Below are 12,610 nucleotides of genomic sequence, written 5' to 3'. Positions count from 1 at the left end.
GCGCGAAGAGCACACCGGCACACGGCTGCACCCGACCGAGTGGGGCGGCAGGTGGGAGTGGCCGCTTCGCAGCTAGCCGAAGTAGCTGCACTGCGCTCGCGATGCCGCATCAGACAGGTGAGTGGCACCTCAAGACTGTTCCTTAACGCATCAGCAGTCCCAGGTGCCTCACTCGCCGGTCTCGCCGTCGATGAGCTCGCGCGCGACGTCGAGGTGGCCGACGTGACGGGCGTACTCCTGGAGCAGATGAAAGAGGATCCGTCCGAGCGTGGGCGCTTGCTCGGGATCCGTGAAGCGGCCCCCGAGACGCGCCTTGTCACTCAAGGCTGCAGTTGTCACAAGGGAGTTCGAGACCGTCACCTCCGCCTGGTAGGCGGACATGACCTGGGCGGTGGTGCTGTTGGCAGGGACCGTCCACTCCTCGGTGTCTCCGCCGGGAGGATAGGCGACGATCTCTTCGGCGGCGAACCCCCAGCGCAGCCATCGGCGTTCGACCCAGCCGAGATGTTGAACCAGGCCGAGCGGCGACCAGCCAAGCGGTTCGACCGGTGCGCGGAGTTGGTCGTCGGACAGCCCGGTGAGCTTGCGCATCAGCGCCTTGCGATACCACTCCAGATAGCACAGGAGAAGTTCATGGGCGTCGGAGACGTCGACGGCCGGGCCATCGAGGAGCGCGGGAACTGGTTCCGGAGGCTGCTGCATCCCGCGAACCTAGCGCGGGCACAGAGCCGATCCCATGCCCCCGACATGACCTTGGTGCGGCTGGCTGCTGGGAGACCTTGACCCCGCTGGTCAGCAGCGGCGGGGCTTGCCGCGACAGGTGAGGGGTCGCGGGGCGCGGTGCTCACTGGGCCTTCTGCTGCCCGGTCGCTGCACGTCATGTGCTGCCCGGTGTCCGTCGGGGCTGGCTTGCCCCTGAAGTATGACGGAGCGTGGGGGAGGAAGCCCGCGTGGCAAGGGCGTACTGGCCAGCGCTTTGACCGGGAAGGTTTGCCGGGGCGAGTCCTTCCCGGAACTGATTCGGTGGGCGGCAGACAGCCCGTGCCCGGGGACGGTGTTGTCGTACTCCCCGTGTAGCGTCCTGGCCGGAGTCAGGCTCATGCTCTGTGGTTAACGGAGGCGCGTGGATGACAAGTACGGCAGGCGAGGCCGTGGTGGCGGTGTCCCGGCACATCGGAGCCCCGGCGGGGGAGATCTTCCGGATCCTGGCCGATCCCGGACGGCACATGGACCTCGACGGCTCGGGGATGCTGCGCGGTGGCGTCTGCGACGCCGTTGTCTCGGGAGTCGGGGATGTATTCGAGATGCGGATGCACAACGAGCGTTACGGCGACTACGAGATGATCAACCGCGTCGTCGAGTACGAGCCGGGCCGCCGCATCGGCTGGGAACCGAGGCCCGGTCGTGGGCATCCGGATGCCACCGTGTCCGGGGCCGCGTGGGGCCACAGGTGGATCTTCGACCTGGTCCCGGATGAAGGCTGTGCGACGGTGGTGACCGAGATCTTCGACGGTTCGCGTATGCCGGAGGACAAACGCGCGGAGGTGGACGGCGGGAGAGCCTGGTGGCAGACGCAGATGGTCAGCACTCTGGACCGCCTCGCCGAACTGTGCGCCGCCCGGTGAACGCGGAACTCGAAGCCCTCAAGGGCGCCCTGGACCGCCAGCGCGAGCATGTCGTCGGGATCCTCGAAGGGCTCTCGGAGGATGACCTGCGGCGCCCGGTGCTGCCCAGCGGCTGGAGCTGCCTGGCATTGGTACGCCACCTCACCCTGGATGTTGAACGCTTCTGGTTTTCCGGTGTGATCGCGGGCGCGCCGGATGTGTCCGGACAGCTCACGGCGGGCACGGAGGCGCACTGGTACGTACCCGAGGGGATGGGTGCAGAAGAAGTTTTCGCCGACTACCGGTCGGCCATCGCGCGGGCGGACGCCGAACTCGCCGGCGCCACACCTGAGCAGGAGCCTGCCGCCTGGCCTGTGGAGATCTGGCCGACCTGGCGGCTGCCTGACGTGCGGCACATTCTGATCCACGTACTCACTGAAGTCTCCTGCCACAGCGGTCACTTGGATGCGGTGCGTGAACTGATTGACGGCACCACCTGGCTCGGCGGCAGCCCTTACGCCGGCTAGTTCGGTGACCGGATGAGTTTCGAGGCACCCGCGGTGGCGAGGGGGTGTCCGCCTCGGCGGGTGCCCCTTCTCGCTGCGGGGCGCGGGCGCGTTCGCGGCGCTGGGTGGCGAGGACGTCGGGGGTGGCGGGCGTTGGCATTGCATCAGCGCAGGTAGGCCTGCAGGGCGCGGGTCTTCGCCGTGTCGTTGTGGTGCTTGAGTTGGCGATGGTGAACTGCCGCAGCGGCCCGAAGTACGCCTCGTTGAGAATGGTCCAGGGCGCGTAGGTCGGGGCGAAGCACGACTCGCTCCTGTGCTTCTTCGCCCAGCGCTGGCTCTTCTCGCCCTTGTCGACGGACAGGTCGTCCGGGATCCCTAAGATCGGGGTGCTGTTGGGGCGGGCCGCGCGGAACGACCTCAGCGCGGCTCTACCTTCTTGGTCTGGTTGATCGAGCCATTCGTAGGGTTGGGTCGCCCAGGGGTGCTGGGTGTGGCTATCAGGCGGCTGCCGTCTCGTGGTTTCCCTGGCTTCGCCGCTCAGCGCCCCACGTCGACTCGGCCGCCGATTAGGAAGTGCGAACAGGTCGCTGTGTAGAGCAATGCCGGCGAGGTCGTCCGTGGCACGACGAGTCCGAACGAGCACGTCAGGAGCACGATGAGCCGGATATGGGCAGGGATCGACAGTGGCAAGGGCCACCATCACGGCCTCGCCCTGGACGCGGACGGCAAGACGCTGCTGTCGCGTCGGGTCGCCAACGACGAGCCCGAGTTGCTGAAGCTGATCGGTGACGTTCTCGACCTGGCTGACGGCCGTCAGGTCACCTGGGCCATCGACATGACCGGCGGCGAGCCCGCACTGCTGCTGGCCCTGCTGGTCAGCCACGGCCAGGAGGTCCTCTACATCCCGGCCGGCTGGTCAACCGGGCCTCCGACGGCTACCGCGGCGAGGACAAGACCGATGCCCGTGATGCCCACGTGATCGCCGACCAGGCGAGGATGCGCCGCGACCTACGGCCCATCCGTCCCAGCGACGAGGCCGCGACCGAGCTCAGGCTGCTGACCGGGCGCCAGGTCGACCTGGTCGAGGACCGCACTCGCGTGGTCAACCGACTGCGTGGCATCCTGCTGTCCGTGTTCCCGGCCCTGGAGAGGGCCCTGGACATGACCAATACCGGCCCACTCAGGCTGCTGACGGGCTACCAGACTCCGGACGCGATCCGCCGTGCCGGGGCCACTCGGCTGACGAAGTGGCTGGCCAACCGCAAGGTCCGCAATGCCGGCACCCTGGCCGAAGCGGCCGTCGAGGCCGCCGAACGCCAGCACACCGCCGTCCCCGGAGAGAAGACCATCGCGAAGCTGGTCCACACGCTGGCCGAGGAGGTGATGGCCCTCAACGGGCACATCGCCGAGCTGGAGAAGCTCATCGAGGGCAGGTTTCGCGAGCACGAGCTCGCCGACATCATCCTAAACATCCCAGGCATCGGTACGACTCTCGGAGCCGAGTTCCTCGCCGCCGTCGGCGGCAGCCTGGACGAGTTCGACTCCCCGGACGCCTTGGCGGACTTCGCTGGCGTCGCCCCCCGACCGCGTGATTCGGGCAAGGTCAGCGGAAACCACCACCGCCCGCTCGTTTACCACCGCAGACTCCAGCGGGTCTTCTACACCTCCGCGCTGGCCAGCGTCCGTTACGGCCCGAACTCACGGAAGTTCTACGACCGCAAACGCGCCGAAGGGAAGAAGCACGTCCAGGCCGTGCTCGGCCTCGCCCGCCGACGCGTCAACGTCATCTGGGCCCTGATCCGCGACCGCCGGTTCTACCAGATCGCACCGCCGGTCACCGCAGCTGCCTGACTGTCGGGGCGCGCATAATCACGGTCGGCCCACTCCCGTGCGACTACCCTCCACGGGATGCCACTTCACCAGTACGCCTACTTCGCGCTGTTCAGCACGCACACCTCGGCAGACGACATGACCTCACAGCTAGGGATCACTCCTGACGAGGTAACCGTTCGCGGCAGCCGGATCACCAAACCGGCAGTGATCCCGGTCGACCACTCGTGGATGGTCGTTTGCCGGGAACCTGGCCTGCGCGTCGACGAGCAGATCACCCGCATTCTCGACAGACTCCAGCCCCACACGGACCGCATCTCTGACCTCAGCAGGCGTCTGGCCAGTACTGGCGGCGGAGCAGTGCTCAACGTCGTGCGCTACTTCAATGACACTGACCAAGCCGAGCTGGGCGCCGCTGACGCCCCCAACCTCTTCGGTTGGCACCTGGACCGCAAGGTCCTGGGCTTCCTCAGTGCCACTGGCGCGGAGCTCGGCGTCGACGAGTACGACATGGCCGAAGACGAGGACGCCAGGTGAGCATGTGCCCTCGCACTCACCCGGGCCGCTGAGTCGTACTCCGCCAGCTTGACAGCAGCATTAGGAAGCCAGGGTGGTCTCGGCGCTCTTCCTCCTTCGGTGGGCGCCCCACAGAGTGATGTCACCTCCTAATGATGTTGTCAAGCCGCTGCTGTGACCGGGAGTTCACGTTGGAAGCACCGTCCGTCACGAATGAGGGCCCACAGGACGTTCAACCTGGCTGACTTGCTGCATGCGCTCACGGCAGCGACGGGCAGTCTGTGAGCGGCGCGCCAACAGGTTCTCGAGGATCTAGGTCCCGATGAACCAGGGCGTTGTCGTACAGCACCTTCACAAAGTGTGGCACGGTCATGACGGGAGTCCCGGCCTCCCCGGCCAAGCGGGAGCCTTGGCAGAGCGGTTGAACGGTGTGACCTGTGGTCTCGCCCCGGCTGCGGGTGGCGGTACGCGGCTATGCCCGCCCGCCTGCGAGGGCAAGGGGACCGCCTAGGACGCGGCGGGCACGACCACGGGCAGCAGCCCGCACCGCTGCCTTGAGGCGAGCCGGTCACCGCACGCGAAAACCCGGCGACGTCGACGATCACCCCCGGGATACTGGTCGCCCATGGATGAGGTCGAAGTTGTCGTTGCCCACTCCGAGCGTGCGACCCTGCGCGTCGGCGACGTATTCGTGAAGGTGGACGCCGACCAGGCGCGGATGGACGTCGAGGCCAAGGCGATGTCTCTCGCGCCGATTCCGACCCCGCAGATGCTGTGGCAGAGACCGTCCGTGCTCGCGATCGCCGCCCTGCCGGGGACGGCGCTCGGCCGCCTCGGTCAGCCGTCGACCGCCTCGCCGCGTGCCTGGGCTGCCGCCGGTGCCACCGCCCGGCGATTGCACGACGCGCCGTTGCCGCCGTGGACCGGCCGACGCCGTCAAGGGCCCGACGAGTTCGCGGCCGAACTCGACAGAGAGTGCGCGCTGCTCGTGACAAACGGTGTCCTGCCCGCCGACCTGGTGTCCCGCAACCGGCACGTCGCCCAAGCGGCGCTGCGGGCGTGGCCTCCCGTGTTCGTGCACGGAGATTTGCAGGCCGACCACGTCTTCGTCGACGGTGACGAGGTCACGGGCATCATCGACTGGTCCGAGGCGGGCCCGGGCGACGCCTTGTTCGACCTGGCCACGTTGACGCTTGGACACGAGGAGCACTTGGACGACGTCGTCGCGGGTTATGGCAGGGACGTCGACCCCGCCGTGGTCCGCGCCTGGTGGTCGCTGCGCAGCCTGCTGGGGGTTCGCTGGCTGGTGGAGCACGACTTCGACCCGTTCGCGCCAGGCTGTGAGGTCGATGTGCTGAGAGCCCGGATGTGAGGGTGTGCGCCCGAATGCACCGAGTGCGTTCTGTGGCGGTTTGAGGCTGGTCGCATCGGGCCTTGGCCGCGCGGGGAGCGGGGGCGCGCTGTCGCTGCGTCAGAAGCAGGTAGAAGAAGAACGGGACGTAACCGACGACCTTGGCAGTGGTCGACCTCACGCAGCGGGCGTGAAGGCCGAAGGCGGTGCGTTCGGCAAGGGGTAGGGGCGCCGAGGCGTTGTGGAGGAAGTCGACGTCGGCGCACTTGTACAGGGACGACATGCATCGCCGAGTGCAGGTGTCGTGGTGTCGGTCGCTTCGTGAGGGCCCGTGACGAGCCGGCCGACGGCACATGAGCAGGTGAGCAACAGGCCTATCGCTGTGAGAACTTTGGGGCAGACTGTCGTTGTGGCTGACGAGAATGCACCCGACGTTCCGGTGGAAGAGCGCAACGTGGATGCGCAGCCGGAGCCCGAATCCTCGGTGGAGACAACGGCTGTCAAGATCGTCCACGTGTCCGGCGCCGACGTCGCGCTCATGGACGGCGACATCGTCCTGCACAGCCGCGCCACGCAACGCAAACCCCGCAGGGACAGTCCTGTCGAGAGCGCCGACGAGACACTCAAACGTGGAGCCGAACCCGAGATCGCCAATGAAATCCTTGCCGGAGGGGCGGTTGCCGCCTCCTTCACCGCTGCCGCCAGCATCGCCAAGGCGAAGATCGAAGCCACAACTCAACGCCGTAAGAACCATCTCGATGCTGAGACGGAGCGGATGAGGATCGCAGCGGACGAACGCATTGCCGGGCTCCAGGCGATGCGAGCGCAGGCGGAGCCCGAGGGCCCGGAACCTGACGCCGGGTGATTTCGTGAAGCCGGCCACGCGTGTGTTCGGATCTCACCGGAGGCAGGCCGGCCTGTTTGGGACAGCTGCCGATGATCGTGCATCCTGCCTCGCCGACAGAGGGTGCGGGGTGCCTGCGAAGAACGAGATGTTCGGCCTGGCCCGCAGTGACGCCGACGTGGTCGAGTTCCTGCGGCCCGACGCCGAGCGGAATGTGCACGGTTCGTCGTGGCGAAGTGGCAGGGCGGTCGCGCTCACGCTCACGACGCGGTTTGAGCCGGCGACCCTGACGGGGGATGCAGGGTCGCTGGAGCTTGGCGAGGCCGGCCCCACTGCCCCGGTAGGTGCTTCCACACGGGGGCAACCGGCCTCGGGTTGGACCCTAGCAACACGGATGTAGGGCGAAGGTCAGGGCCGAGCACGCACGAGTCTTTTCACCCTGCCCGTCTACGACCCGGTGCTCGTCCAGGACGTGGTTTCGCAGGGGGGCGGCAGGTCATTTCGGGATGGCGCCCTCGACGATGGCCACGGTGGCGCGCGGGTCGGTGGTCTCGACGACGAGGCGGCGGTAGGGATGCGGGACGGGGGCCATGGCGTGCGGCGGAGGGATGCGGCAGGATCGGGCCGGTCATGGGTCACTACAGCTGGATGCGCTTCTTCACGCCGGACGCGGTGCACAGGGATCTCGGACTGGTCTGCCTGGGCACCGGTGTGCAGCGCGGTGTCCTGCCCGTTGTCGGGCCGCGGACCGTCGACCGTCACGTCGCGGTCGTTGTCACGGCGGGTGCGGGCTGGTTCAGGCACGGGCGCGGGGAGCGGACCGCCGTCACGGCGCCCGCACTGCTCTGGCTGATCCCCGGGGTCGCCCACCACTACGGCCCCGATCCCGGTGCGGGCTGGGACGAGACGTTCGTGGCGTTCACGGGCATGGCGACCGCGACGTACACCAGGCTCGGCTACATCACACCGGAGCGCCCCGTGGTTCCACTGGCCTCGACCACGGAGATCGGTGCTGTCACCGCCCGCATCATGCGCGCGGCGCGCCCCGGCAACCCGCTGGCCGACGTCGAGGCCGCGGTCGCCGTGCACGAACTGCTGCTCGCCCTGCGGACAGCATGCGACCAGGGCAGCGGCCCGGCCGGCGACCGCGCCGTGCTGGAGGCCCTGGCCAGGGACGCCTTCCTGGAGCTGTCCGTCGACGACCACGCGGCGCGTCTCGGACTCACGCTCGTGGGGCTGCGGGCCCTGGTGCGCCGGGCAAGTGGCCGCGCCCCCAAGGACTTCATACTGTCGGTGCGCCTTCGGCGCGCGCAGGAACTGCTCGCCGGGACAGACCTGCCGACCACGACGGTGGCCCGCATGGTCGGCTACGAGGATCCCGCGTACTTCAGCCGTCTTTTCGGCCGCCGCATCGGGATGCCGCCGTCCCGGTTCAGGGAGCTGGAGTCCCGGGCGGGGGCTCCTTCGCCCGTACCGACTGAACCATCTCCAGCCCCGTGACGTAGTCGAGCAGTCGCGGCTGATAGCCCGGGTCGTCGGGGCGCTGCCGGGTCATCCCGTCATGGTCCCAGGTCGCCTCGCATGCGTCCGTGCGCCAAGGCCGACGCTCCCAGTAGGCGCCGCGGAACGGGTCGCGGGTGGTGTTCATCCAGTCGAGCAGCCGCTCGTGCAGGGCGTCGCGCCGCAGAGCGTGGGCTGGTTCGTCGATCAGGTTGCGCAGCTCCCCGGGATCGGCGGCCAGGTCGTACAGCTCGTCGCCGGAGAGCAGATTCACCACGAGCTTGTACGTGCCGTCGAAGACGCCCCGCATGGGCTGGAACCCGCCGAAGCCGTCATGGTCCACCTCGTATCGTCCGAACTCCACGAACACGGCGTCGTTCACGCGCACGGCCGGGTCTGCCAAGGCGTCCTGCAGTGCGGTGCCCGGCATCAACTCCGGTACGGCGAGGCCGAGGTGGCGCAGGACGGTGGGTGCGATGTCGATGTGGGAGACCGGGTGCGGTGCCACCGACCCCGGCGGTGTCGTTCCCGGCAGCCGGGCCAGCAGCGGCACGCGCGCGATCTCGTCGTACATCGCGGGTCCCTTCGCGTAGAGCCGGTGCGAACCCAGCATGTCGCCGTGGTCGGAGGTGTACAGGACGAGGGCGCCGGGGGCCAGGGCATCGATCGCGTCGAGCACCCGCCCGATCTGTGCGTCGACGAATTCCTGGGCGGCGAAGTAGCGCGCGCCGCGCCGCTCGTAAGCGCCGCGCTCCTCCGTCAGCCGCGGGCCGGCCCAGACCCGCTGATGCTCGGGTTTGCTGGTCAGGTCGTCCCGCACGTTCTCGTCGTCCGGGAAGACGAAGTCCTGGTAGCGGGCAGCGTATTCGGGTGGGGTGATGCCGGGGTCGTGGGGTTCGTCGTAGGACACCACGAGGAGGAAGTCGGCGTCCGCGTGGTCGGTGAGGAAGTCCAGGGCACGCTCGGTGCAGCGGTGCGCGTAGGTGAACTCGGCGTCCACGCCCGGAGTCTCGACCGTGGCGGGGTTGCGGGAGGCGCGCCGCTCGTCGGGCGACAGCTCCTCCAGGTAGGTGCGCATGTCGTACCAGTACTCGGGGTTCCAGCCGTCGGGACAACGGCCGTTGCCGAAGTAGTCGGTGCCGTCCAGATGCCATTTGCCGATGTAGGCGGCCTCGACGGAGCGGTCCCTCAGGCGCTGTCCGAGGGTGGGCACGTCGAGCCCGGGGGCGAGGTTGTTGGACCAGGTGCCGTTGGTGTGCGGCCAGGTACCGGTGAACAGCGCGGAGCGGGCGGGCGCGCACACGGGCTGTGTGGTGTACGCGCGCTCGAACCGGGTGCCGGATGCGGCCAGGCGGTCCAGGTGCGGGGTGGCGACGCCGGTGTCGCGGTAGCAGCCGAGCAGGTCCCATCGCGTGGCGTCCGTCATCAGCAGGACCGTCTGCCGGGGGGTGGCAGTGGCGGGTGGGGGCGCGCTGGTCATGAGTTCCCTTCGAGGCGGGGCAGGGGAGGGGGCTGGGAGTCGGTTCGGCTGCCGGGTTTGGGGTCGCCGTCGGGGCTCCACGAGACGTTCGGGGGTTCACGGCCGAGTCTCGGATCTCCAGGGTGGCCGCCGCCATGGACAAAGTCGCTCTCTGCGTGGACGTTCCGCATCCGTACGCTGCTGGCCTCGGGTTCCAGTCCGCTCGGCAGTGCTGATGAGTTGGTGGCGTGGGAACGGGCCACTCTTGTGCCACCTCAGGAAGGGATCGCCATGTCAGCCCCCCTGTGGCATCCAGCTGGTGGAGTACAAGCCGCGGCGTGCTCGAGCAGCCTCCGCTCACCGTTCCTGCCTGATCACACCCCCGCGCCCCCGTCCGGCGGCGTTCGCCGGCACCGGACAGGCGGGGGTGTGCTCACGCGGGTCCGGGCTGCGGCTGTGCGGGGACGGCGGCCGGGCGCTCACCCGCACTCGTCACGGTGGCGCTGCGCCCGGTCTCGGCCGCGGTGAGCAGGCACTCCATGATCTCCAGAACGTGAAAGGCGAGCTTTCCGCTCGCGCGGTGCTGGACGCCTTCATCGAGTGCACGGGCGAGATCTGCAATGCCGTAACCGCGGTCGGCTCCCGGGTAGCCGCCCCGGACGGGAACGTCCTGCCAGTGCCCCGCCCCGGCGTCGAAGAGGCGCACCGGACCGTCGAAGCCGTTGGGATCGGGCACGGACAAGGAACCGCCCGTGCCGTACACCTCGATGCGCGGGAGGTCGGCGGCCCAGACGTCGAAGGACATGACCAGCGTGGACAGCGCTCCGCCCTCGTGCTCCAGGACGCCCGTCACGTGGGTGGCCACCTCCACCGGGAACTCGGTCCCGGCCCGCGGACCGCTGCCAACGGTGCGTACCGGGCGCGAGGTGGATGCCATGCCGGTCACCCTGCGCACCGGGCCGAGGAGTGTGACCAGGGCGCTGAGGTAGTACGGGCCCATGTCGAAGAGCGGGCCGCCGCCGCGCTGGTAGTAGAACTCCGGGGCCGGGTGCCAGAGTTCGTGGCCCGGGGTGACCATGAAGGCGGTCGCCGCGATGGGCGTGCCGATCCGTCCGGTGTCCAGGACGGCGCGGGCGGTCTGCACTCCTGTGCCCAGCACGGTGTCCGGGGCGCATCCGATGCGCACGCCCGCGGCGTCGGCGGCGGCCAGGACGTCCCGTGCCTCGGCGGTGGTCGCCGCCAGGGGCTTTTCTCCGTACACGTGCTTGCCGGCGGAGATGGCGGCGTGGGCGACGTCGGCGTGCGCCGCGGGGACGGTCAGGTTGAGGACGAGGTCGACGTCCTCGGCCGTGTACAGCTCTTTCGTGGGGAGGGCGCGGGCGCCGGGGAGTGTGGCCGCGACGGCGGCGGCACGGGACTCGTCGAGGTCGGCGACCGCGGTGACGGACAGCTCGGGCAGGGCGCTGAGCGTCCGCAGGTACGCGCCGCTGATCTGGCCGGTGCCGACCACCCCGATACGCAGGGGTGACTGCTTCTTCAGCGGGTCGCCCATGTCATGCCCTTCCTGATCATCGCGTGGGTCTGGGGTACTTCCAGGTCGGCGATGCTGTGCCCGAGCGTGGTGACGAAGACCCTGCCCGCGCCCCAGTGTCGGGTCCAGGTCACCGGCACGACCGTGCCCTGGAGTTCGGGATGGTCGGGGTCAGGCGCGTACGGGGAGGTGGCGAGGACCTCGATGGCGGGGTCGACATGCACGTAGTACTGCTCGGTCGTGACGGTGAAGGCGTCGATGCCGTCCAGTACGGGGTGGTCTTCCTTGCCGGGGACGGGTGTCACCTCTTAGGTGGTGAACTCCCTTGGGTGGTGTACGAATTGACCGCCCGTCATCAGCTGGTAGCGGGTGTCGGAGCGGAACGCGTCGACGATGCCGCCGTGCCAGCCCGCCAGACCGGTGCCCGCGCGGACGGCCCGGCTGAGGCCCTCCAGCTGCGGGGCGGTGATGTCGCCCATCGTCCAGCACTGCACCACGAGGTCGGTTGCGGCGAGGAGGTGCGCGTCGAGGTAGCTGTCGAGGGTGTCGGAGACGGTCACCTCGTAGCCGTCTTCCTTGAGGACGCCGGCATAGCGGTTGGTGGCGGCGACGGGTGCGTGCCCGTCCCAGCCGCCACGGACGACGAGGGCCCGCTTGGTCTCGGCAGGGGGCATCGGTCCTCCAGGAGGTCGGCCGGTTCGGCGCTGGGGGCGAGGGCGTCCCGTGCACCGGGGTCCATCGCAGTCTCGGTCATGATCGGTCCGGCGTCGAGAGCGTCGGTCAGACGGAGGGCGGTTGGGTGCCCAGGACGACGACCAGGGCTGTCTCGTAGGCACGAACTGGACGTCGGCGCGTGCTGTTCGGTGAGGAACACGTAGGTGAGGAACACGTAACCGCCGGGATGCCGGTGCCGTCGTTCGGGAGGGGGCAGCAACGGGGCGGGCCGATCCCACAGGTCGTCCGGAACAAGATCAGCACGTACCCGGACACCTTGCCGACCGAGATCGTCGAGTTCAATTCCCGCGGCGTCTCATCACGACGTGCACGCAGAGTCTCGCGTCAGTTCGCCTGCTCGAGCACTCAGTCTGAGGCGCCCTCCAGCGGAGGTGGTCTCGGAAGTACTCCGACTCCAACCACTCCTCCTTCACGAACAGCGGACGGGGAGGGCGCGCTGCCCGACCTGCTGCAAGCGCAGGAGAATCCCGACTTCTGTCAGGGAAAGCGAGTCATCAGGCGTGTGGAGCAAACAGTTCCCGTGCTCCGCAGCGTGGTCCAGCAGGAACTGCTGGACCTGCTCTGGATTGCTTAGCGCCAGCGGAAAGCCCGACAGGAAGACCTGCGGGCCGGTGACCGGATCCAGCGCAACACAGGCAAGCTTGTCCGCGTCGTAGAACGCTGTCATCCCACCCGGGAAGTCCTCCTGCTCATACGGACCGCCAGCCCGTTCCTGCGGTCTGGGGACCAAAAGC

The 12,610-nt window shown here is 68.8% G+C and carries 10 protein-coding genes and 2 pseudogenes; 7 read left to right on the top strand and 5 right to left on the bottom strand.

Annotated elements, in window-relative coordinates:
- Positions 1-168: 168 nt before the first annotated feature.
- Positions 169-702, bottom strand: a complete 534-nt coding sequence (locus tag RBJ77_RS49270; protein WP_372350926.1) for a DinB family protein — start codon at positions 700-702, stop codon at positions 169-171.
- Positions 703-1,127: 425 nt separating this feature from the next.
- On the opposite strand from RBJ77_RS49270, the gene RBJ77_RS49265 reads away from it, so the two are divergent.
- The 7 genes and pseudogenes from RBJ77_RS49265 to RBJ77_RS49235 all read left to right on the top strand — a co-directional run bounded on the left by RBJ77_RS49265 (position 1,128) and on the right by RBJ77_RS49235 (position 8,151).
- Complete coding sequence (locus RBJ77_RS49265) at positions 1,128-1,625, top strand: SRPBCC family protein (protein ID WP_372350925.1); 498 nt, start codon at positions 1,128-1,130, stop codon at positions 1,623-1,625.
- Positions 1,622-2,131, top strand: coding sequence for a DinB family protein (locus RBJ77_RS49260; protein ID WP_372350924.1), 510 nt, complete (start codon positions 1,622-1,624; stop codon positions 2,129-2,131). The genes RBJ77_RS49265 and RBJ77_RS49260 overlap by 4 nt, the downstream gene beginning before the upstream one ends.
- A 634-nt stretch (positions 2,132-2,765) precedes the next feature.
- A pseudogene (locus tag RBJ77_RS49255) lies at positions 2,766-3,961 on the top strand (IS110 family transposase).
- 57 nt (positions 3,962-4,018) lie between these two features.
- Entirely contained in the window at positions 4,019-4,477 is a 459-nt protein-coding gene (locus tag RBJ77_RS49250; RefSeq protein ID WP_372350923.1) for a DUF4279 domain-containing protein, read from the top strand.
- Between the two features lie 604 nt (positions 4,478-5,081).
- On the top strand, positions 5,082-5,828 hold the full coding sequence (locus RBJ77_RS49245; RefSeq protein WP_372350922.1) for a phosphotransferase: 747 nt from the start codon (positions 5,082-5,084) through the stop codon (positions 5,826-5,828).
- A 388-nt stretch (positions 5,829-6,216) separates the two neighbouring features.
- On the top strand, positions 6,217-6,672 hold the full coding sequence (locus RBJ77_RS49240; protein ID WP_372350921.1) for a hypothetical protein: 456 nt from the start codon (positions 6,217-6,219) through the stop codon (positions 6,670-6,672).
- A 609-nt stretch (positions 6,673-7,281) separates the two neighbouring features.
- Entirely contained in the window at positions 7,282-8,151 is an 870-nt protein-coding gene (locus RBJ77_RS49235; RefSeq protein ID WP_372350920.1) for an AraC family transcriptional regulator, read from the top strand.
- On the opposite strand, the gene RBJ77_RS49230 is transcribed toward RBJ77_RS49235, so the two are convergent.
- From RBJ77_RS49230 to RBJ77_RS49215, 4 genes and pseudogenes are all read right to left on the bottom strand, one after another.
- Positions 8,084-9,577, bottom strand: a complete 1,494-nt coding sequence (locus RBJ77_RS49230) for a sulfatase-like hydrolase/transferase (RefSeq protein ID WP_372350919.1) — start codon at positions 9,575-9,577, stop codon at positions 8,084-8,086. The two genes, RBJ77_RS49235 and RBJ77_RS49230, sit on opposite strands and share 68 nt — an antisense overlap.
- Before the next feature lie 466 nt (positions 9,578-10,043).
- Positions 10,044-11,162, bottom strand: a complete 1,119-nt coding sequence (locus tag RBJ77_RS49225) for a Gfo/Idh/MocA family protein (RefSeq protein ID WP_372350918.1) — start codon at positions 11,160-11,162, stop codon at positions 10,044-10,046.
- Positions 11,147-11,815: pseudogene (locus RBJ77_RS49220) on the bottom strand (ThuA domain-containing protein). The gene RBJ77_RS49225 and the pseudogene RBJ77_RS49220 overlap by 16 nt, the downstream one beginning before the upstream one ends.
- Before the next feature lie 470 nt (positions 11,816-12,285).
- On the bottom strand, positions 12,286-12,543 hold the full coding sequence (locus tag RBJ77_RS49215; RefSeq protein ID WP_372350917.1) for a hypothetical protein: 258 nt from the start codon (positions 12,541-12,543) through the stop codon (positions 12,286-12,288).
- Positions 12,544-12,610: the final 67 nt, after the last annotated feature.

Origin of the sequence: Streptomyces sp. KL116D, from assembly GCF_030766975.1 — a bacterium.
GTDB classification, from domain to species: Bacteria; Actinomycetota; Actinomycetes; order Streptomycetales; family Streptomycetaceae; genus Streptomyces; species Streptomyces longispororuber_A.
Note: the sequence above shows the minus strand (reverse complement) of the source record. Positions and strands in the feature narration are given on the sequence as shown.

Bases quoted from the DNA above. Each gene is read 5' to 3' on its own strand.
- RBJ77_RS49270 (WP_372350926.1), bottom strand. From the start codon at position 702: ATGCAGCAGCCTCCGGAACCAGTTCCCGCGCTCCTCGATGGCCCGGCC.
- RBJ77_RS49265 (WP_372350925.1), top strand. From the start codon at position 1,128: ATGACAAGTACGGCAGGCGAGGCCGTGGTGGCGGTGTCCCGGCACATC.
- RBJ77_RS49250 (WP_372350923.1), top strand. From the start codon at position 4,019: ATGCCACTTCACCAGTACGCCTACTTCGCGCTGTTCAGCACGCACACC.
- RBJ77_RS49245 (WP_372350922.1), top strand. From the start codon at position 5,082: ATGGATGAGGTCGAAGTTGTCGTTGCCCACTCCGAGCGTGCGACCCTG.
- RBJ77_RS49235 (WP_372350920.1), top strand. From the start codon at position 7,282: ATGGGTCACTACAGCTGGATGCGCTTCTTCACGCCGGACGCGGTGCAC.
- RBJ77_RS49230 (WP_372350919.1), bottom strand. From the start codon at position 9,577: ATGACGGACGCCACGCGATGGGACCTGCTCGGCTGCTACCGCGACACC.
- RBJ77_RS49225 (WP_372350918.1), bottom strand. From the start codon at position 11,162: ATGGGCGACCCGCTGAAGAAGCAGTCACCCCTGCGTATCGGGGTGGTC.
- RBJ77_RS49215 (WP_372350917.1), bottom strand. From the start codon at position 12,543: ATGACAGCGTTCTACGACGCGGACAAGCTTGCCTGTGTTGCGCTGGAT.